Source organism: Embleya sp. NPDC059237, from assembly GCF_042754105.1.
Classification (GTDB): domain Bacteria; phylum Actinomycetota; class Actinomycetes; order Streptomycetales; family Streptomycetaceae; genus Embleya.
The window spans coordinates 1-20,010 of the sequence record NZ_JBHZAE010000022.1 but is presented as its reverse complement, the minus strand read 5'-3'; the positions used below and the strand labels follow the sequence as shown (position 1 = coordinate 20,010).

Sequence of the window (20,010 nt, the reverse complement as noted above, 5' to 3'; positions counted from 1 at the left end):
GGGCACGGGCGATGGCGCACCGAGGTGGGGCGGTCGCTGCGCCGCGAGCGGTTCGGGGCCTTCAGGCGCGGTCCGGCTCCAGCGCCGCGCTGTACGCGGCCACCATCGCCCGTCGGCACGCCCGCTCCAGCGGGGCCAACGCGAGCAGCCGCGCGGATATCTCGGCCGCGCTGACCGCCCCGCCATCCTCGCCGCTCGCCACCCGGATCACGGTGTGGATCCGGCGCGCCTGGTCCAGCACCCGCCCGGCCCGACCGGGATGGCCCGGCGCGATCCGGGTGTCCGAATCCTTGCGGTACAGCCCGGCGAGCGCGCGCTGCGCGGCCGGTCCGCTGCCGGCCACGTCCAGCCGGGTCAGGTCCTCGATCGTGTCCCGCATCGCCTCGGCCAACTCGCGTTCGGCCTCGGCCAGGAACGGGCCGGGCGCGGGCCGGTCGGCCACCTCGAACATGGTCCAGGCCACCCGTACCGTCGCGTCGTCGGCCGTGCCGTGCCGGGTCACCGAGGGCACCAGACCGTAGGCCACACCCGGTGCGCCGACCGTGATCGCCGCCTCGCCCGCATCGAGCGCGAGGTCGTTGAAGGTGGGCGGCCCGGGCAGCGCGAGCGGATCGCCGGCCACCGGCAGCGCCAGCCGCAGCCCGCGCACCCCCGACGCACGCAACCGCCCGAGTGCGAGCGACAGGCCGACCGCCCCGGACTCGCCGGGCACGCCCGTCACCCGATGCGGCTCGTCCGTACCGACGATCTCGGTCACCGCGTCGTCCGGCGGAACGTGCCCGGCCAGCAGGGCATTGCCCCATGCGACGAGAAGTCCGGAGCGGGGTTCGGCATGCATGCCGACAAGCGTAAGGGTGCTCACACGGGTGCTCGCAACGCTCCCGGACACGACCGGAGGCGGTTCGGTGTCATAGGTTTCTCCCGGACCGGGTGCAACAACGCGGGACCACGGAGCGAGGCGGTGATCCCACACAAGGGGATGCCGTCCGGCGGCGTAGCGCACGATGGGGAGCTGGCAGGGATGAGCGACGTTCTCGAACTGGTTGACGTATCGGTGGTGCGCGACGGTCGCCCTCTGGTGGACCAGGTGACCTGGTCGGTCGCGGAAGGCGAGCGCTGGATCGTCGTCGGACCCAACGGCGCGGGCAAGACCACGCTGCTGCAACTGGCGTCCACCTACCTGTTCCCCACCTCCGGCACGGTCGCCGTACTGGGCGAGAAACTGGGCTCGGTGGACGTGTTCGAGCTGCGTCCGCGCGTGGGCATGGCGTCCGCCGCGCTGACCGACAAGCTGCCGCGGCGCGAGCGGGTGCTGGACATCGTGCTGACCGCCGCCTACGGGATGACCGCCAAGTGGCACGAGCGCTACGACGCCGAGGACGAGCAGCGCGCCCGGCGGCTGCTCGACCAGCTCGGCATGGCCGAATACGTGGATCGCACGTTCGGCACGCTGTCCGAGGGCGAGCGCAAGCGGGTACAGATCGCCCGCGCGCTGATGACCGACCCCGAACTGCTGCTGCTCGACGAGCCGGCCGCCGGACTCGACCTGGGCGGACGCGAGGACCTGGTGCGCCGGCTCGGCGCGTTGGCGACCGACCCGTACGCGCCCTCGATGATCCTCGTGAGCCACCACGTCGAGGAGATCCCGCCGGGCTTCACCCACATCCTGATGATCCGTCAGGGGCAGGTGCTCGCGGCCGGTCCGATCGCCGAGACCCTGAACTCGCGCAACCTGTCGCACTGTTTCGGTCTGCCGCTGATCGTCGAGCAACAGTACGGGCGTTGGTCGGCGCGCGGGCTGCCGATGCCGGAGGCCCCGGAGGCGCGCTGACCCGGCGCGGGGCGGTCGTCCACGGGGCGGCGGTCGCCGGTGCGCGGGGGCACCCGGCGCTCGTCCGCGCCGGTCATTGGTCCGAGAACACCCTCCTGATCCGTGCGCCCACGATCTACGATGAAGTCGTGGACGCATGGATGTGGTGGCTCATCGCGGTCGGGGCGTTCGGCATCTTCGGGGTGCTCACCTCCTTCGTGGAGATGGGCATGCTCGCGGTGGCCGCGCTCGCGGCCACGATCGCGGCGGGAGCCGGTGGCAACTTCCTGGTCCAGTCGGTGGTGTTCGCGGTCGTCGCGATCGTGCTGCTCGCTTTCGTGCGACCGGTCGTGGTCCGGCACAACAACACGCCCGGGACCCGGACCGGGATCGACGCGCTCAAGGGCGCCAGCGCCGTGGTGCTGGAGCGGGTGGACGAGCACGGCGGCCGGATCAAGCTCAACGGCGAGGTCTGGTCGGCCCGCACGCTGGACAGCACGGCCGTGTTCGAGCCCGGCGCCCAAGTGGACGTCGCGGACATCGTGGGCGCCACCGCCGTGGTGATGTGACGATCGGATCGGTTGCGCCGACCGTGTTGACGTCCCACGACGGCCCGCGAACCCCTAGGCTCGAACCAGCCTCGAAATTCGCAGGCAGCCGCAGGCACGCAGGACCTCGGGAGAGATCGTGAAGGCCACCGCCGTCATCGTTCTGGTCGTACTCGTACTGCTGGTGGTCGTCGCCCTGGTCAAGACGGTCAAGGTGATCCCCCAGGCGAGCGCCGCCATCGTGGAGCGTTTCGGGCGCTACACCCGCACTCTGCACGCCGGACTCAACATCCTCGTGCCGTTCATCGACCGGATCCGGCAGATGATCGACCTGCGCGAACAGGTCGTCCCATTCCCGCCGCAACCGGTGATCACCGAGGACAACCTCGTCGTCCAGATCGACACCGTCATCTACTTCCAGGTCACCGACCCGCGCGCGGCCACCTACGAGATCGCCAACTACATCCAGGCGATCGAGCAGCTGACCATCACCACGCTGCGCAACATCATCGGTGGCATGGACCTCGAACAGACGCTCACCTCGCGCGAGGAGATCAACGCGGGCCTGCGCGGCGTGCTCGACGAGGCGACCGGACGCTGGGGCATCCGGGTCAACCGGGTCGAGCTCAAGGCGATCGAGCCGCCGCCCTCCATCCAGGACTCGATGGAGAAGCAGATGCGCGCCGAGCGGGACAAGCGCGCGGCGATCCTGACCGCCGAGGGACACCAGCGCTCGCAGGTGCTCACCGCCGAGGGTGACAAGGAAGCCGCCGTGCTGCGCGCCGAGGGTGAGCGGCAGGCCGCGGTGATCCGGGCCGAGGGTGAGGCGCGCGCGATCGAGACCGTCTTCGAGGCGATCCACGCGGGCGAGGTCGACAACAAGCTGCTGGCCTACCAATACCTCCAGATGTTGCCGAAGATCGCCGAGGGCAGCTCGAACAAGTTGTGGATCCTGCCCAGCGAGGTCACCCGCGCGCTGGAGGGCATCGGCGACGCGGTCGGCAACCTGTCGCCGAACGGATCCGGCCCGGCGCACCGCGTGCCGCAGTTGGCGCTGGAGGAGGAGCCGGCCTGGCCCGGCTCGGCCGCACCCCCCGCCGGCCCGCCGGCCGCGGGCGGCCCGGTCGTCGGCCCGCCCGGGTCGGTGCGCAAGCAGCCGGCCGGGAACGGAGCGTCGTCGCGCCCGCCCGCCGAGCCGCCGACCATCCCGGCCCCGCCGATCGACCCGCCACGTCGTGGCGGCGCGCCCGCCGGCGACGTGGAGCCGCCGCACATCGAGCGTGGCCACCGCCCACCGCGCTGAGGCCGCACCGCCTGCTGCGATGATCGTCGCGTCACGGCCACGGGGGACCGGCACAGTCCTCCCGGCGCCACGGTCATCGCGGCGAAGCGGGTGGGCACGATGGGCATGAGCTGGTGGGAAGCACTGGCGATTTTCGCCGCGGGCATCGCGGCCGGCGGGATCAACGCGGTGGTCGGATCCGGCACCCTGATCACCTTCCCCGTGCTGCTCGGCTTCGGCTACTCGCCGGTGACCGCGAACGTGTCGAACACCATCGGCCTGGTCCCCGGCTCGATCAGCGGCGCCATCGGCTACCGCCGCGAACTCGCCGGCCAACGCCCGCGCCTGCTGCGCCTGGGCCTGGCCTCCCTGCTGGGCGGCATCACCGGCGCGATACTGCTGCTCACGCTGCCGGCGGGGGCGTTCAAGGCGATCGTCCCGGTCCTGATCGTGATCGCCCTGGTGCTCGTGATCCTGCAACCGCGCCTGGCGCGGAGCCTGGCCGCCCGCCGTGCCGGAAACGGCACACCCGAGGAGGGGCCGCGGCACGGCGGCGCGCTGCTGTGGGTGGCCGTCTTCGGCACCGGCATCTACGGCGGCTATTTCGGCGCCGCCCAGGGGGTGCTGCTGCTCGCCCTGTTCGGCGTGTTCATCGCCGAGAACCTCCAGCGGATGAACGCGGTCAAGAACGTACTCGCCGCCGTCGTCAACGGCGTCGCGGCCATCCTGTTCATGATCGTCGCCGACGTCGCGTGGTGGGTGGTGCTGCTGATCGCCCTGGGGTCGGTGATCGGCGGCCAGATCGGCGCGAAGGTCGGCCGCAAGCTCCCGCCGACGGCCCTTCGAGCGGTGATCGTGGCGGTCGGCTCGATCGCGGTGATCCGGCTGCTGCTGTAGGGGTCGGCGGAGCGGGGCCGCGTGTGGGTTCCTTCGGCGTGCTCTCTTGTGGTTACTCGGAAACTGTCGGAGAGTGAACGCCGACCTGGAAGAACGCACTCTTCGGCGACTGGGGAACCGGATGGGGACCAAGCAGCAACTCGCGGACCTGCCCGAGGACGCGGACCTGCGGCGCGCGGACTCCCTGGCGCGGGAGATCTTCTCCGACGTCGCCAACAAGTGGGCCCTGCTGATCATCGAGGCCCTGGGCGAGCGCACACTGCGCTTCAGTGAGCTGCGTACGGAGGTCGAGGGCATCAGCCACAAGATGCTCACCCAGAACCTGCGCATGCTGGAACGCAACGGGCTGCTCGACCGGAAGGTGTATCCGACCGTGCCGCCGCGCGTCGAGTACACCCTCACCGAGCCGGGCCGCGGCCTCCGTGCCACGGTCGACGCGATGTGCGCCTGGACGCACCGGAACCTGAGCCACATCGAGAGCGCACGCGGCCGCTTCGACGCGTGAGGGTACGGCCCCGCCCGCCGGCCCCGGGCCGGCGCGTGCGTGGGCGAAGGGCCGTGAAACGATGCGCGGATGCCCGCGACCGCACATCCGACCCACACCGCCCTCGGCCTGGCCTTGGGCGTTGTCCTCGACTCCGCGTTCGGTGATCCGCGGCGCGGCCATCCCGTGGCCGGCTTCGGAGCCCTCGCCGGGCGCGCGGAGCGGGCCATGCACGGCGACAGTCGGGCGCGCGGCGTCGCGTACAGCGCCCTGTGCGTCGGGGCCACCACCGCACTCGCGGTGGGAGTGCGTCGGGCCGTCGCGGGCCGCCCCGCGGCCACCGTCCTGGCCACCGCCGGCTGCACCTGGGCCGTGCTCGGTGGCACCACGCTGCGCCGCGAGGCCCGGGCGATCGCCGCGCCGCTGGTGGCCGGGGACCTGGCCGCCGCCAGGGACGCGCTGCCGCGCCTGGTGGGGCGCGACCCGAGCCGGCTGGACGACAAGGGCATCGCTCGGGCCGTGGTCGAGTCGGTGGCGGAGAACACCTCCGACGCGGTGGTGGCGCCGCTGTTCTGGGGCGCGGTCGCGGGCATCCCCGGGCTGCTCGGCTATCGCGCGATCAACACCCTGGACGCGATGGTCGGCCACCACACCCCGCGCCATGAGAACTTCGGCTGGGCCTCCGCCCGGCTGGACGACGCCGCCAATTGGCCGGCCGCGCGACTCACCGGGCTGCTCACCGTCGCGGCGGCCCCCGTGGTCGGCGGCGATCGGGGCCGGGCGTGGGCGGTGTTGCGGCGGGACGGCGGCAGCCATCCCAGCCCCAATGCGGGCCGCTGCGAGGCGTCCGCCGCCGGTGCGCTGGATGTCACGCTCGGCGGCCGGAACGTCTATGCCGGCCGTACCGAGGACCGGCCCCGGCTCGGCGACGGCCCGCCCCCCGCCCCCACCGACATAGCGCGCGCCAACCGCCTCTCGGCGACGGTCGGCCTGGCCGCCGCCGCGCTTGCCGTGGGCGCGGTGGCCGCCCGCGCCGCCGTCGCCACCCGCGCGGCGCGCCGCACCGCCGAGGCGGTCCGATGAGCGCGCGGGTACGTGAGCGGATGGCAACCGGGCGTCGTGGACGCCGCGTTCGGGAGGAGGAGCGGTGAACGGTGCGCTTTTGGTGGCCGGGACCACCTCCGATGCCGGGAAGAGCGTCGTGGTGGCCGGGCTGTGCCGGCGGCTGGCCCGCGAGGGGGTCAAGGTCGCGCCGTTCAAGGCGCAGAACATGTCGCTCAACTCGATGGTCACCGCCGACGGGGCGGAGATCGGCCGCGCCCAGGCGATGCAGGCGGCGGCGGCACGGATCGAGCCGGAGGCGGTGATGAATCCGGTTCTGCTCAAGCCCGGTGGCCTGATGAGCAGTCAGGTGGTGCTCCTCGGCAAGCCGATCGCCGAGGTCGGGGCGCTGAACTACCGTGATCTGAAGCCGCGTCTGTTCGAGGCGGTACTGGACTCGCTGGCCGACCTGCGGGCACGCCACGACGTCGTGGTGTGCGAGGGCGCGGGCAGTCCGACCGAGATCAACCTGCGCGATCGCGACATCACCAACATGGGGCTGGCCCGGGCCGCCCGGTTGCCCGTGCTCGTGGTCGGCGACATCGATCGCGGCGGGATCTTCGCGTCCTTCTTCGGCACCCTCGCGCTGCTCTCCCGCGAAGACCAGGAACTGGTCTGCGGGTTCGTGATCAACAAGTTTCGCGGCGACGCGCGCCTGCTGGATCCGGCGCTGACCCGGATGCGCGAACTCACCGGACGCCCGGTCATGGGCGTGCTCCCCTTCCTCGGCGGCCTGTGGCTGGACGTCGAGGACTCGCTCGCCCTGGACGCCGACCGGGGTACGGCCGAACCGCCGCTCGGCGCGGACGTCCTGCGCGTCGCGGTGGTGCGACTGCCCCGGATCAGCAACTTCACCGACATCGACGCGCTGTCCGTCGAGCCCGGCGTGGTGGTGCGCTTCGTGAGTACGCCCGGCGAGATCGCCGACGCCGACCTGGTGGTGTTGCCCGGCACCCGGGCGACCGTCGCCGACCTCGGCTGGCTGCGCGAACGCGGCCTGGACACCGCGCTGGCCCGGCGGGCGGCCGAGGGGCGGCCGATCCTGGGCATCTGCGGCGGCTACCAGATGCTCGGGCGCGAGATCGACGACGACGTGGAGAGTCGCGCGGGGACGGTGCCGGGCCTGGGTCTGCTGCCGGTCCGGGTACGCTTCGCCGCCGACAAGACCCTGGCCCGGCCACGTGGTTACGCCGACGGGTCGCCGGTGACCGCGTACGAGATCCACCACGGCGTGGTCGACGTCGAGGCGGGCGAGCCGCTGTTCACCGACGCCGACGGCGGCGCCCTGGACGGCTGCCGAGTCGGCGCGATCACCGGCACGTTGTGGCACGGCGCCCTGGAGAACGACGACTTCCGCCGCACGTTCCTGTCCCGAACCGCCGCGTCCTCCGGCCGCCGCTTCACCGTTTCCCCGAACACCTCCTTCGAAGCCGCCCGCCAATCCCGCCTCGACGCCCTGGGCGACCTGATCGCCGACCACCTCGACAACGCCGCGGTCGACCATCTGATCACCCGAGGCCCCACCCCGGCGCTGCCGTTCGTCCCCCCGGGCGCCTGAGCGCCGGGCACCCGCCGGCCGTGGGGAAATACCCCGGACGGGACCTCGATCGATCGTCGATGATGGGCTTGGGGGTCGCGCCAACGGGGTGGAGAGGTCGGGGGGTCGTGATGCGGGTTTTGTTGGCCGGGGATACGCACGGGAACACCGGGCACGTGCGTCGTGTGCTCGATGTCGCCGCCGAACTCGACGTGGACGCGGTGTTCCAGCTCGGCGACTTCGGCTACTGGGAGCACGAGCCGTCCGGCGTCCGGTATCTGGACGCGGTCAATCGTTCGGCCCGCTCGCGGGGTGTCGACGTGTACTTCCTGGACGGAAACCACGACAAGTCCTCGCTGCTGATGGAGTCCTACGGAGACGACCGGGACGAGCAGGGTTTCGTGATCGTGCGCCCCCGGGTGCGCTACGCGCCGCGCGGGCACCGGTGGTCCTGGCGCGGGACGAACTTCCTCGCCTTCGGCGGCGCGTTGTCGCTGGATCGGGAGCGGCGGTTGGCCGAGGAGCAACGGCGATACGAGAAGGCGTTGCGCAAGGAGGGTTTCCGGGTCGGCGCGGGTCGCCCGCCCGTCGCGGTGCCGACCTACGCCGGCAGCCTGTGGTTCCCGGAGGAGGAGGGTACGGACGCCGACGTGGACACGATCCTGACCGACCCCTCGCCGGTGGACGTCCTGCTCACCCACGACAAACCGCTGCGGGCCGCACCCGAGTTCAACCGCAAGGGGGAACCGCGCTGCCTGCCGAACCAGGCCCGGATCCAGCGCCTGGTGGACGCCTACCGGCCCGCCGTCGCCGCGCACGGCCACCTGCACTTCCGCTACACCGAGGAACTGGCCCACCCCGACGGCTCGGTGACGCGCGTCGAGGGTCTGGCCGCCGACCCGATGGCGTCCTACGACGTCCCCGGCTACCGGGTCGCCGATTCGTGGCTGCTCCTCGACCCGGCCGCGTCGACCTCGTCGGCCGACGCCGATCCCGGCACGGTGGAGGCGGCCACCGGCTCCTGACATGTCGCCGGCACGAAGCGTATCGGCCTCGACGCAGCGGGGGCGGGTGGAACGATCACCCCTCGGCGCTTCGCGGTTTTCGTGCCGACGAAGCGGGAGACGGTGCGCAGCGTGCTCGGCGACAAGGTGGGCTCCTGCGAACTCGTCACGCCCGCCCGGCCCGGCGGCGGAAGTTTGCCCGCGCGATCGTCGTTGATCGGCGGCGGCCGTTCCCGCCGGATCTCCGAGGGCTTCGCCTACTGTCTCGGCGGCGACAACAGCTACCGGGACGCGGCCCGGGCCGAGCTGCGGGCCGGGCGGTTCAGCGGCAAACTCCCCGTCGACACCGACCTGTTGCCGAACGTGCGGGGTGATCAGGCCGCCGGAGCGAGCTTCCACGTCAGCATGCTGACGATCCGTTACCTCGCCGAGAAGTACGGCGCGGCCAAGGCGGACGAGTTCGTGGTCGCGATGTACGCGAACCCCGCTTCGCTCGACACCGCGATCAAGGCGGCGAGCGGGCTGGGGCGCGATGCGTTCGAGGCCGGATGGGCAGACTACGTACGGGCCGCGATCGGCGGTTGAGCCGCGGCGGCTACCGCGCGTGACCGTACCCGGGCCCCACTGCCGAGGCTGTCCGGGGACGTGGATAACCTCGGCGAACACATGATCGGATCGCCGATCCGGGGCCGGGGGCGGAATCACCGGACCGGCGGTCCAGGGGAGGACTGGCATGTCCGACATGCCCAACATCGCCGACGGCGTGACACACCCGCCGAGCGGCACCACGACAGCAGACCACGAACAGCCGTGCGCGGGGTGGGACATGGGCACGAACGACGACGCACGAGAAAACACGGACGGCCCGACGGAGGAAAACCCACCCAAATCTCCCCGCATACCGATACTCGCGCCCGCGGGCGCACCGGCGACCGGGCCCGCGCCCGTCTCGGAGGCAACCATCGGGCGGGCGCCCGAAAACGCGGCTCCAGCACCCGACAGCGCGGCCGGTACGCCTCCGGTACCCGTCACTTCGCCCGACTCGGATCCGACCACGACCGCCTCCGCACCCGCGGGCGCACCCGCACTTGCCGCCGCGCCGGCGACCGCGCCCGCCGACGCGCTTGCGCCCATACCCGCCGACGGACCCGCGCCCGCACGCGCGCCCGCGACCGTCGAGGAGATAGTCGCCCCGCCGGGCGAAGACGCGGTGCCGGTGCCCGATGACGCGGAGGGTTTGCACTCGGCCCTCGTCGACGGCGTTGCGATAGCCGCCGGCCCCCCGCCCCTCGATCCCGACGCCGTCGCCGGCAACGACTCGGGAGCGATACCGCCCACCCCCGAGGCGCCCCCCTTCCCGGTGCCCGTCGGGCCGTACGGGCCCCTCCCCTTCGTTCCCGCCCCCGACCAGCAGCGGCGCAACGCTCGCCGGCATCTCCTGGCCGCCGCCGGGGGAGTGCTCGCGATCCTCGCCCTGCTCGGTTCGCTCGCCGCCGGCGGCGTGTTCGACCCCACCACCACCCCGACCGCCGCGTCGTCGGCCGAGGACGAGACCGCCGGCGGTTCGGCCAAGGCCGGGGACAAGCCCCAGGTCACCCGGATCGCCGCCGCGGACCTTGCCGGCCTGGCCGACAGCCGTACCCAGGCCCTGAAGTCGGGGAACGTGGACGGCTTCGTCGCCGGAATCGACCCGGCCGCCCCCGAACTGGCCACCGCTCAGCGCCGGTTGTTCGCGAACCTGCGGCTGTTCCCGTTCACCAGCGTCGAGTTCCGGCCGTCCACCGCGACCGTCGAGCCCGCGAACGACGCCGGCCCGCTCACCCGTGACGTGAACGTCGTCTTCGCCCACCAGATCACCGGCGTCGACAGCGAGCCGATCGCCGAGCGCTACACCTGGACCGTCACGCGCGCGTCCGTCGGGGCCCCGCTGCTGATCACCAAGATCGTCGGCGGCTCGACCCGCGGCGGCGGCAACGCCTTCCCCGCCCCCTGGGACGAGGACGAACTCGCGGTGCTCGAACGCCCGCACGTCCTGCTCGCCGTCCCGGCCAAGAACAAGACCAAGGCCGCCGCCTGGGCCGACCGGGCCGAGAGCGCGCTGAAGAAGAACCTGGCGGTGTGGAAGGGCCCGGCGATCACGCCGCAGCGGTACGTCATCTACGTCACGCCCGACCACGAGACCTTCATCCGCGCACTGTCCGGCAACGACCTGCCCAACGTCACCGGCGTGTGCCGCACCATGCCGCCGGCGCGCCCCACGATGGGCCGCGACCAACCGATGGCCGGCAGCCGAATCACCCTCGACGGCTCGGACGAGATGTTCGCCAAGAACGACGGCGAGCAGCAGACGCACCTGATCCGGCACGAACTCGGCCACGCGATGGTCGCCGAGTTCGAGCGCGGCGGCGAGGGGCCGCCGCTGTGGGTCTCGGAGGGCTTCGCCGAATACCTCGCCTGGACCGACCTCTCGCTGTCCGAATGGTTCCAGCCGACCGCGCGCGAGCAGGTCCGCGCGGGCAAGTTCACCGGCAAGCTGCCCACCGACGCCGATGTCAACTCGCCCGACGCCAAGACCTCGACGGTCAGCTACCACTACAGCATGCTGACGATCCGCTACATGGCGGAGAAGTACGGCGTCGCCAAGGCCGACCAGTTCGTCGTCGCGGTGTACAAGGACCCGTCCCCGGCCGCGATCGACGCCGCCCTCAAGGAGGCCACCGGCCTGGACCGGGACACCTTCGAGAGCAACTGGGCCAAGTACGTCAAGGCCAAGGTGGGCAACTGACGTGCGCCCCCAGGACTTCCGGGAGCCCCAAGACGCCCACGACCCGTACGGTCCCCACGACCCGCACGGCCCGTGGCCGAACGCTGTCGAACCCCGCCGCTCCCGACCGTGGGCGATCTGCGTCGCCCTGCTCGGCGCGCTGGTCTCGCTGGCCTTCCTGATCGGCACGACAGCGGTCGCCGGCCGGCCCGCGGGCCTGGACAGCGCCGACCGCCTGCTCGACGCCGAAGACCCGACCCACGCCCCGCCGCCGGCGCGCGCCGCCGGGGCCGACTCCGCGCGCGGCCCCGGCCCCGGCGCCCCGACGGAGGAGGGCACCTGGCCCTCGGACCGGATCGACACCCGCGTGTTCTTCCGCCTCCAGGCGCTCGCCGACACGCGCACGGCCGCCTTCGAACAGGGCGACGAAGCGGCCTTCCTCGCCTCCGTCGACCAGCAGGACCGGGCCCTCCTCGACGGCCAGCGGCGGCTCTTCGGCAACCTGCGCAAGATCCCGTTCGACGCCGCCCGCTGGGTCGCCCGCGGCGGCGACAAGAAGGTGGTCACCGCCGACGGCTCCGCCCCGAGCCGGGCCGGCACCCCCGCCGCCTGGCCGGTGACGATCAGCATGAACGTGGCCTTCGAGCACACGATCACCGGCGTCGACGTGGCCCGCGTCCCGGAGACCTACACCTGGAAGGCCCGCTGCGCCGACCCCACCGACCGCTGCACGCTGATCGGCCTGGACGGCGCCGCCGACGCGGACGTCCACGGCGGATTCGCCGGCTACCCCGCCGCCTGGGACCTGTGGGACCTCCAGGTCGAACGCCGCCCACACGTGGTGGTGATGGGCCCGAAGCAGAACGCGAGCGCGCTGCGCCGGAACGCCGACCTGGCCGAGCAGGCCGCCGTGTACACGCTCGGCGCCTGGAAGGGCGGCGCCGGCACCTCGCCCGGCTTCGCCCTCGTGCTCACCTCGTCCCGAACCTCCTTCGGCAAGCTGTACAGCAGCAGTGAGATCCGCGACTGGGCGGCGGGATACGCGCTGTCCATGCCCGGCACCGACCGATTCGTCGCCGGGGTCCGCATGGTCGTGGACGACGAACAACTCGCCGGCGACGCGACGTTCGCGCCGATCCTGCTGCGGCACGAGATGACCCACGCCCTGATCGCCCCGCTGGCCCGGCCGGGCGTCGCCACCACCATGCCCACCTGGCTGGCCGAGGGCTTCGCCGACTGGCAGGCCGAGGCCGACCGGCCGCTCGCGCGCGAGATCACCACGAACATCCGCACGATGATCGACCGGGGCCGATTCACCGACGCGCTGCCCGCCGACGAGGACTTCGACACCGCCGACGAGGACCGGGTCGAGAACGCCTACAACCTCGCCCACCTGATGGTGCGATACCTGGCCCGGACCTACGGCGCGGAGCGCGTCTGCGCCTTCTTCACCGACGCCCTGACCGGCCGCAACCCCGACATCGACGAGACACTGACCGCGAGCTTCGGCCTGTCCCCGGACCGCCTGCGCGCCGACTGGGCGGCCTGGGTCCGCAAAACGGTCTGACGGGGCCGCGGCGCGGGCCGGGCCCGAACGCCGGAAGCCGCCGGGGGTCGACCCCCGACGGCTTCCGCACACTCGTCCCGACCCGCGCGCCCGATCAGGCCCCCATCGCCAGCGCCGGCGGCCGCACCGGCTCGGCCAGCCACTGCGCGCCCTCGACGCTCGCCACGCCGAACGCGAGCACCAGGGCCCGGGTCGCCGACGGCTCGTACGGCTGGAACAACAGCCGCATCCCGGCCTCCGCCGGCGTCCGCGCCGCCTTGCGCTGGTTGTCGCTCCCGCACGCGGCGACGGTATTCAGCCACGAGTCGGCCCCACCGCGAGAACGCGGCAGCACGTGATCCACCGTGGTCGCGCGCCCACCGCAGTACGCGCAGCGCCGGTTGTCCCGAAGCAGCACACCCCGGCGCGACCACGCGGCCTGTTGTCGGAACGGCACCCGGACGAACTTGAGCAACCTGATCACCCGGGGCAGCGGGATCTCCACGGTCGCGGCCCGTACCACCCGGCCGGGATCGACATGCTCGACGACCGCCTTCTCCTGCAACACCAACACGAGCGCGCGCTTGAACGACACCGTCGCCAGCGGCTGATACGTCGCGTTCAGCACCAACGTCTCCCGCATGCGACCTCCCCTCACCTGGTCGACGAGGGGACGAGCGAGCACATTCGAACGCGCACCGAACCGACCGGGCGCGATCACGCGCTCAGCTTTGGGGCGGTGCTGCGACGCTCATGCGCACCCTTCGACTCGACGAACCGTCAGTACGGACAACTCGACCACTGTGCCGTTCGGGCGATCATCGGGACAACGCAATTACCGGACGAGATTCCGCTTTCCCGCGGTCGGACGCGGCTCAACGGGCGTACGTGGACACCAGCACGGCGCGCGCGAGGGTGTGCGCGAACAGGTTGAACCCCACGAACGCCGGCGTCGCCGTCTCGTCCACGCCCAGCTCGGCCACGTCCAGCGCGTGCACCGTGAAGATGTACCGGTGCGGGTAGTGGCCCTCCGGCGGCGCCGCGCCCACGTAGCCCGGACCGCCGGTGTCGTTGCGCACGTGGAACGCGCCGGCCGGCAGCGACTTGCCGTCACTCGCGCCCGCGCCGCTCGCCAGTTCGGTCACCGTCGCCGGGACGTCGACCACGACCCAGTGCCAGAAGCCGCTGTGGGTGGGCGCGTCCGGATCGAAGCAGGTCACCGCGAAGCTCTTGGTGCCGGTCGGGAAGCCGGACCAGGACAACTGCGGCGAGAGGTCTTCGCCGCCCGCGCCCATGACGCCGCTGACCTGTGCGGTCGGCAGGACCCCGCCGTCCGTCAGATCCGCACTCGTGAGCGTGAAGGTGGGCTTCGCGGGCAGGTACTCGTACGGCAGCGGGGGCTTGGTGGACTCGGACACGCGAGACTCCGAAATCGTGGGCACCGGCGCCCGGCCGGCTGCCGAACGCCTCGTTCGGACGAGCCTATTCTCACCGTCCGCGAAACCGGCGAAGATCGCGTAGGTATCCTCGCGCCAACAGGGGGCCAAGAGGGGGGAGGGCATCCGGCGTGACCGAGCCGACGCACGAAAGCGGCAACGCCACCGACGACGCCTCATCCGCCACACCCACCGACCCGCCCGTCGGGGCAGGGCCGGGCAGGGGGGCCGAGCCGGTCACGGGCGCCGAGCCGGCCATTCCCGCGGAGTCGGGGGACAGGACGGCGGAAGGCGTGGCCGCGGATCATCCGAGCACGGACGATCCCGCACAGGACCGCGCGCCCACGGACGGTGTCACCGCGGAGGACGACGCGAGCGCCGACTTCGCCGCGATACCCGGCAGCCGAATATCGAGCACGGGGTCGGCGGTCGAGACCCCCTCGCCCGCCGATCCTCCCGACGTCGCGTCCGACGCTCGCGTGTCGGCCTCCGCCGTAACCGCCGCCCCCGAACCCCCGACCTCCGCGCTGCTCCACCCCACGCATCCGGCCCCCGCCCGTCCCCGCTCCGTCGCCCGTCGCCTCGGCGCCCCCCTGCTCGCGCTCGCGCTGGCCCTCGCCGCGCTGATCGCCTTCGGCGTCACCCTCAGCGGACCGGGCAGCGCCAAGCCCCACGACGCCGACGGCGCGCTCGGCGCCCCGCGTCCCGGCACCGCCACGCCGATGGCCCCCGCACACGGGCCGACCATCGCCACGGCGGACATCCAGGCCATCGCCGACCGGCGCACCGCGGCGATCCTGGCCCGGGACGAAGCCGCGTTCACCGTCGACCTCGACTCGGATGTCCCCGACCTGGTCGGCGGCCAACAGCGGCTGTTCCGCAACCTGGCCCGGGTGTCCTTCGACCGGCTCGCGTACCGCGTCGAGACCGTGCAGACCATGCCCGCGACCGACGACCGGATCACCGCATACGTGGACGTCTCCTTCGACCACCGCATCTCCCGCGCCGACACCGCCACCGTCGGCGAGGGCTACCGCTGGACCGTCGTCCGAGACGCCCCCGGCGCGCCGCTGCGGATCACGGGAGTGGACGGCACCCCCTACGAGGGGGCCGGCTACGCCTACGCCCGCGACTACCCCGCCCCCTGGGACCACGCCGACCTGACCGTGGTCCGCCGCGAACACGTGGTCGTGCTCGCCGACCCGGCCACCGCCCGGGGCGCCGACCGCCTGGCCGACGCCGCCGAGGCGGCGGCGCGCGCCGACATCGACACATGGTCCGACGGCGGGCCGCCCGGCACCGCCCCCGGATTCGTGATCGTCCCCGTCGCCGACCGCGACACGTTCTATCGGCTCTACGGCGGCCGAACCGGCGACCACGGCGAGGAATCCGGCCTCACCTACGCCCTGCGCACCATCGGCCCGGACGGCAAGGGCCACTTCGGCGGCTCGCGGATAGTCCTGGACACCACCTCGGGCTGGTTCACCTCCACCAACCCGCGCCGACTCGGCGAACTGCTGCGGCACGAGATGGCACATGCCCTGGTCACCCCGCTGCGCAACGAGGTACCGAACCAGGACCAACCCGTCTGGGTCGTCGAGGGTTTCGCCGACTGGCTGTCCCTGCGCGGACACACCCTGCTCGGCACCGACGAGCTGTACGAGGCCAGGACCTACATCGCCGGCAACCGCTTCACCGGCAAGCTGCCCACGGACAACGAGCTGTACCAGGCCGACACCGTCGGCAACGCCGCCGCGTACGAGCTGGCGCACCTGGCCATCCGCCGGATCGAGGAAATCGGCGGCACCCAGGCCGTGTACGGCTTCGTCACCGCCGTCTACGCCGACCCGGCCCCCGCGGCCGTGGACGCCGCGCTCGACCGGGCCACCGGCCTGGCCCGAGCGGAGTTCGAGGCGGACTGGGCGGCCCGGGTACACGCCCTCCTGGACGCCTGACCCGGACCGGCCCCGCGACGGCTAGAACCAGCCCCGCTGCTGCCCCAGTTCCTGGAACCAGCCGTGCAGGTAGGCGTTCCAATCGGTCTGGTGCGCGCTCGTGTGCTCGACGGTGAAGCGCCGGATCGCGTCGCTCCCACCGGAGAACGCGCCGCCCTTCTTGTCGATCTCCAGGATCACCTCGGTCCGGTGCTCACCGGACACGAAGGTCAGTTCCACCTCGTTGATCCCGCGCGCGTACGCCTGCGGCGGGGTGAACTCGATCTCCTGATAGAACGGCAGCCGCTGGTCCGTGCCCCGGATGTGCCCCAGTTCGAGGTCCGCGGCCCGGAAGTGGAAGCCCAGGTTCCCGAACGCGTCCAGGATCAACGCCTGCGCCGGAAACGCGCCGACCGCGACCGGGTCCAGGTCGCCCTTGTCGATCGCGCGGTCGATGGCCAGCTCGGTGCGCACCCCGACCGTGGTACCGCGCAGGGGCACGCCCCGGAACGTGGTCAGCGGCGCCTCCCACGGCACCGGCAGCCGGAAGTCCAGGTCGTGCGTGGCGCCCTCGCGCAGCGTGAACGCACCGCCGACCTGCTGCCGACCGAACTCCACGTTGCGCCGCTGCTCGCCGTCCTGGGTCTCCACCTCGACCACGGCCTGGAAGCCGACGAACAGCCCCTCGATCTCCTGGTCGACCTTGCCGCCCTGGATCCGGATCCGACCGTCGACCACACCGCCGGGCGTGGTCTCGACCGCGTGCAACTCGGTCTCCACCGAGGCACTGCCCGCGCCCATGCTCGCCATCAGCTTCTTGAAAACCACGAGGTCTCCTCCCCTTCCCGCACGGCCTCCGCCGTGCGGAATCGTTACGCCGGGTCATTCCATCACGCACGACCGGCCGTAAGCTGGCTCCCCATGCGTGCTCCCACCGCCGCCGCGGGCCCCACCGCTCCGCTGCCCCGCTCGTTCTTCGACCGCCCGGTCCTCGCCGTCGCCGCCGACCTGCTCGGCCGCACCGTGGTCCACGAGACCGAGGCGGGCCCGGTCGAACTGCGGCTGACCGAGGTCGAGGCGTACGACGGCGCCAACGACCCCGGCTCCCACGCCTTCCGCGGCCGAACCGCCCGCAACGCGACGATGTTCGGCCCGCCGGGACACCTGTACGTGTACTTCACCTACGGCATGCACTACTGCGCGAACCTGGTCTGCGGCCCACCCGACCGCGCCTCCGGGGTACTGCTGCGCGCCGGCGAGATCACCACCGGCCTCGCGCTGGCCCGCGCCCGCCGCCCGACCACCCGCAAGGACACCGACCTCGCCAGTGGCCCCGCCCGCCTCGCCACGGCGCTGGCTCTGGACCGCGCCCAGGACGGCGTCGACGTCTGCGACCCGGCCGGCCCGGTCCGCGTCCTGTACGGCACCCCGCCCCCGCGCACCGCGATCCGCACCGGCCCGCGCACCGGCGTCGGCGGCGGCGGAGCGACCCAGCCCTGGCGCTTCCACATCGCCGGCGACCCGACGGTCAGCCCCTACCGGGCCCACCAGCCCCGCAAGCGCACCACGAAGCCGGCCGCGCCACCCGCCGCCGGCGACCCGGTGCAAAGCGGTTAGCGTCGAGGGCCGACCGTCGGGCACCCTTGCACCACCGGTCGTACCACCGACCGGCACCACTTCACCTGTCGAACCTACCGAGGAGACCAGGCACTGTGACGGACATCGTCGACGAGCTGCGGTGGCGGGGCCTGCTGGCCCAGACCACCGACGAGGACGCGCTCAAGAAGGCGTTCGCGGACGGTCCCGTCACGGCGTATTGCGGGTTCGACCCGACCGCGGCCAGCCTGCACGTCGGCCACCTCACCCAGGTGCTCACGCTGCGCCGGCTCCAGCTCTTCGGCCACCGCCCGATCGCCCTGGTCGGCGGCGCCACCGGCCTGATCGGCGACCCGAAGCCGTCGGCCGAGCGCGCGATGAACGAGGTCTCCACCGTCGCGGGCTGGACCGACCGAATCCGCGGCCAGCTCTCCGCGTTCCTCGACTTCGAGGGCGGCGAGCCGAACACCGCGGTGATGGCGAACAACCACGACTGGATCTCGCGGCTGAGCATCGTCGAGTACCTGCGCGACGTCGGCAAGCACTTCAGCGTCAACCAGATGCTCGCGCGCGAGACGGTGAAGTCCCGGCTCGCCGGCGAGGGGATGAGCTACACCGAATTCAGCTACGTGCTGCTCCAGTCCTACGACTTCGTCGAGCTGTACCGACGCCACGGCTGCACGCTGCAGATCGGCGGCAGCGACCAGTGGGGCAACATCACCGCCGGCCTGGACCTGATCCGACGGATCACCGCCAACGAACCGCACGGCCAGGCACACGCGCTGACCACCAACCTGCTGACCAAGGCCGACGGCACCAAGTTCGGCAAGACCGAGGGCGGCACGGTCTGGCTCGACCCCGAGCTGACCACGCCGTACGCCTTCTACCAGTTCTGGCTCGGCGCGGACGACCGCGATGTGTCGCGCTACCTGCGTACGTTCAGCTTCCGCTCGCGCGAGGAGATCGAGGCCCTGGAGCGGGACAGCGAGGAACGCCCCGCCGCCCGCATCGGCCAGCGCGCCCTCGCCGAGGAATTGACCACGCTGGTCCACGGCGTCGAACAGTGCGCCGCGGTCGTCGAGGCGAGCAAGGCGCTGTTCGGCCAGGGCGACCTGACCGCGCTCGACGAGCCCACGCTGCGCTCGGCCGTGGCGGAACTCCCCGGCGCACGACTCCCGGAGGGCCCGACCGTGGTGGACGCCCTGGTGGCCACCGGCCTCGCCCCGAGTAAGGGCGGTGCGCGGCGCACCATCAAGGAGGGCGGCGCCTACCTCAACAACGTGAAGGTGGCCGACGAGGACGCGGTGATCGGCGCGGCCGACCTGCTGCACGGTCGCTGGGCCCTGCTGCGCCGCGGCAAGCGCAACCTCGCGGCGGCGGAGATCACCGCCTGAGACACGGCAGTTGATGGTTCACCAGCTGTTCGTGCGGAAGACGCGTCAAGCCGGTTCCCGACCCGTTCCACTGGGTATAGGGGATCGGCTTGACCCGTCCAAGAGGGTGGTTTAAACTCGTACGAGTCGCAACTTCGGGAGATCCGGACAGGCGCGCCCTCCACACCGGCGCGATGGCCGATCCCACCGCGACTCATACCCCAACGAGCGATCCGGCCACGGACAGCCTTCGGCTGCGCCGTGCTTGTGGTGTCTCCATGGGTGTGAACCAGTAGAACCAGTGATCGAGACAGTCCTTTGAAACACGCGGAATTTGATCATCCAAATTCCGGGGGTTTTATTTGTGCTGCCATTTATTACTGGGAATCACATTCCGTGAATGTGGTTCGGAAATACCGCCGAAACCTGCTAAGGTTGAGGCATCGAGCACCGGAGAGATCCGGAGTAGGACGCGCGGCTCGCAGGCCGCCGGCACCGCAGGATTGATCAGGCGGGGTCGGTGGAGGCGGGAAAACGGGTCTGCTAGGCTCGCCGGGCCGGAAGCAGAGAAACGAAAGTTTCGAAAGCGGAAGGCAGCGGAAGCGGACGAAAAGCGGGTCGGAAGATCTGCTAGAGTCTGAAAGGCGGAAAGCGCGGGAACGCGCCGGACGCCGAAAGCGAGGAAAGCGAAGCGGCCG

At 72.1% G+C, this 20,010-nt stretch carries 18 protein-coding genes and 1 pseudogene; 14 read left to right on the top strand and 5 right to left on the bottom strand.

Features of this window, described 5'->3' with window-relative positions; all coding sequences use genetic code 11:
- Positions 1-61: 61 nt before the first annotated feature.
- Positions 62-838: a hypothetical protein gene (locus ACFXKZ_RS44045; RefSeq protein WP_380011048.1), complete on the bottom strand. Its 777-nt coding sequence runs from the start codon at positions 836-838 to the stop codon at positions 62-64.
- 183 nt (positions 839-1,021) lie between these two features.
- Between ACFXKZ_RS44045 and ACFXKZ_RS44040 the strand changes: the two genes are divergently transcribed.
- From ACFXKZ_RS44040 to ACFXKZ_RS43990, 11 genes and pseudogenes are all read left to right on the top strand, one after another.
- Complete coding sequence (locus ACFXKZ_RS44040; protein ID WP_380011045.1) at positions 1,022-1,831, top strand: ABC transporter ATP-binding protein; 810 nt, start codon at positions 1,022-1,024, stop codon at positions 1,829-1,831.
- 140 nt (positions 1,832-1,971) lie between these two features.
- On the top strand, positions 1,972-2,379 hold the full coding sequence (locus ACFXKZ_RS44035) for an NfeD family protein (RefSeq protein ID WP_380011450.1): 408 nt from the start codon (positions 1,972-1,974) through the stop codon (positions 2,377-2,379).
- A 118-nt stretch (positions 2,380-2,497) separates the two neighbouring features.
- Positions 2,498-3,427: pseudogene (locus ACFXKZ_RS44030) on the top strand (SPFH domain-containing protein); the annotation flags it as partial.
- A gap of 339 nt (positions 3,428-3,766) precedes the next feature.
- Complete coding sequence (locus tag ACFXKZ_RS44025; protein ID WP_380011042.1) at positions 3,767-4,537, top strand: sulfite exporter TauE/SafE family protein; 771 nt, start codon at positions 3,767-3,769, stop codon at positions 4,535-4,537.
- 121 nt (positions 4,538-4,658) lie between these two features.
- Positions 4,659-5,042: a winged helix-turn-helix transcriptional regulator gene (locus ACFXKZ_RS44020; RefSeq protein ID WP_380011039.1), complete on the top strand. Its 384-nt coding sequence runs from the start codon at positions 4,659-4,661 to the stop codon at positions 5,040-5,042.
- Positions 5,043-5,111: 69 nt separating this feature from the next.
- Entirely contained in the window at positions 5,112-6,104 is a 993-nt protein-coding gene (locus ACFXKZ_RS44015; protein WP_380011036.1) for a cobalamin biosynthesis protein, read from the top strand.
- A 64-nt stretch (positions 6,105-6,168) separates the two neighbouring features.
- Positions 6,169-7,680, top strand: a complete 1,512-nt coding sequence (locus ACFXKZ_RS44010) for a cobyric acid synthase (RefSeq protein ID WP_380011033.1) — start codon at positions 6,169-6,171, stop codon at positions 7,678-7,680.
- A 59-nt stretch (positions 7,681-7,739) separates the two neighbouring features.
- Complete coding sequence (locus ACFXKZ_RS44005; RefSeq protein ID WP_380011030.1) at positions 7,740-8,684, top strand: metallophosphoesterase; 945 nt, start codon at positions 7,740-7,742, stop codon at positions 8,682-8,684.
- An 81-nt stretch (positions 8,685-8,765) separates the two neighbouring features.
- The gene (locus ACFXKZ_RS44000) at positions 8,766-9,248 is read left to right on the top strand and encodes a hypothetical protein (RefSeq protein WP_380011027.1); all 483 of its coding nucleotides are present in this window, start codon (positions 8,766-8,768) and stop codon (positions 9,246-9,248) included.
- Positions 9,249-9,396: 148 nt separating this feature from the next.
- Positions 9,397-11,448, top strand: a complete 2,052-nt coding sequence (locus ACFXKZ_RS43995; RefSeq protein ID WP_380011025.1) for a hypothetical protein — start codon at positions 9,397-9,399, stop codon at positions 11,446-11,448.
- Position 11,449: 1 nt separating this feature from the next.
- Positions 11,450-12,994, top strand: coding sequence for a peptidase MA family metallohydrolase (locus tag ACFXKZ_RS43990; RefSeq protein ID WP_380011022.1), 1,545 nt, complete (start codon positions 11,450-11,452; stop codon positions 12,992-12,994).
- A 94-nt stretch (positions 12,995-13,088) separates the two neighbouring features.
- Here the strand turns inward: ACFXKZ_RS43990 and ACFXKZ_RS43985 are convergent, their stop codons facing one another.
- Both ACFXKZ_RS43985 and ACFXKZ_RS43980 read right to left on the bottom strand, forming a co-directional pair.
- Positions 13,089-13,616, bottom strand: a complete 528-nt coding sequence (locus ACFXKZ_RS43985) for an HNH endonuclease (protein WP_126641390.1) — start codon at positions 13,614-13,616, stop codon at positions 13,089-13,091.
- Positions 13,617-13,848: 232 nt separating this feature from the next.
- Positions 13,849-14,391, bottom strand: coding sequence for a YbhB/YbcL family Raf kinase inhibitor-like protein (locus tag ACFXKZ_RS43980; RefSeq protein WP_380011019.1), 543 nt, complete (start codon positions 14,389-14,391; stop codon positions 13,849-13,851).
- Positions 14,392-14,540: 149 nt separating this feature from the next.
- On the opposite strand from ACFXKZ_RS43980, the gene ACFXKZ_RS43975 reads away from it, so the two are divergent.
- Complete coding sequence (locus ACFXKZ_RS43975) at positions 14,541-16,364, top strand: hypothetical protein (RefSeq protein ID WP_380011016.1); 1,824 nt, start codon at positions 14,541-14,543, stop codon at positions 16,362-16,364.
- A 21-nt stretch (positions 16,365-16,385) separates the two neighbouring features.
- Here ACFXKZ_RS43975 and ACFXKZ_RS43970 read toward each other — a convergent pair whose 3' ends face one another.
- Positions 16,386-17,171 carry a sporulation protein gene (locus ACFXKZ_RS43970; protein WP_380011013.1) on the bottom strand — a complete coding sequence of 262 codons (786 nt, stop codon included), beginning with the start codon at positions 17,169-17,171 and terminating at the stop codon, positions 16,386-16,388.
- A gap of 93 nt (positions 17,172-17,264) precedes the next feature.
- Here ACFXKZ_RS43970 and ACFXKZ_RS43965 point away from each other — a divergent pair, with 93 nt between their 5' ends.
- The gene (locus tag ACFXKZ_RS43965; protein ID WP_380011010.1) at positions 17,265-17,960 is read left to right on the top strand and encodes a DNA-3-methyladenine glycosylase; all 696 of its coding nucleotides are present in this window, start codon (positions 17,265-17,267) and stop codon (positions 17,958-17,960) included.
- 95 nt (positions 17,961-18,055) lie between these two features.
- Positions 18,056-19,333: a tyrosine--tRNA ligase gene (gene tyrS / locus ACFXKZ_RS43960; protein ID WP_380011007.1), complete on the top strand. Its 1,278-nt coding sequence runs from the start codon at positions 18,056-18,058 to the stop codon at positions 19,331-19,333.
- A gap of 337 nt (positions 19,334-19,670) precedes the next feature.
- On the opposite strand, the gene ACFXKZ_RS43955 is transcribed toward tyrS, so the two are convergent.
- Positions 19,671-20,010 (bottom strand): hypothetical protein (locus ACFXKZ_RS43955; protein WP_380011004.1); only part of this gene is annotated, 340 nt, incomplete at its 5' end.

Excerpts from the sequence above, each read along its gene's own strand:
- ACFXKZ_RS44045 (WP_380011048.1), bottom strand. The coding sequence starts at position 838 with ATGCATGCCGAACCCCGCTCCGGACTTCTCGTCGCATGGGGCAATGCC.
- ACFXKZ_RS44040 (WP_380011045.1), top strand. The coding sequence starts at position 1,022 with ATGAGCGACGTTCTCGAACTGGTTGACGTATCGGTGGTGCGCGACGGT.
- ACFXKZ_RS44035 (WP_380011450.1), top strand. The coding sequence starts at position 1,972 with ATGTGGTGGCTCATCGCGGTCGGGGCGTTCGGCATCTTCGGGGTGCTC.
- ACFXKZ_RS44025 (WP_380011042.1), top strand. The coding sequence starts at position 3,767 with ATGAGCTGGTGGGAAGCACTGGCGATTTTCGCCGCGGGCATCGCGGCC.
- ACFXKZ_RS44020 (WP_380011039.1), top strand. The coding sequence starts at position 4,659 with ATGGGGACCAAGCAGCAACTCGCGGACCTGCCCGAGGACGCGGACCTG.
- ACFXKZ_RS44015 (WP_380011036.1), top strand. The coding sequence starts at position 5,112 with ATGCCCGCGACCGCACATCCGACCCACACCGCCCTCGGCCTGGCCTTG.
- ACFXKZ_RS44005 (WP_380011030.1), top strand. The coding sequence starts at position 7,740 with ATGATGGGCTTGGGGGTCGCGCCAACGGGGTGGAGAGGTCGGGGGGTC.
- ACFXKZ_RS43995 (WP_380011025.1), top strand. The coding sequence starts at position 9,397 with ATGTCCGACATGCCCAACATCGCCGACGGCGTGACACACCCGCCGAGC.
- ACFXKZ_RS43985 (WP_126641390.1), bottom strand. The coding sequence starts at position 13,616 with ATGCGGGAGACGTTGGTGCTGAACGCGACGTATCAGCCGCTGGCGACG.
- ACFXKZ_RS43965 (WP_380011010.1), top strand. The coding sequence starts at position 17,265 with ATGCGTGCTCCCACCGCCGCCGCGGGCCCCACCGCTCCGCTGCCCCGC.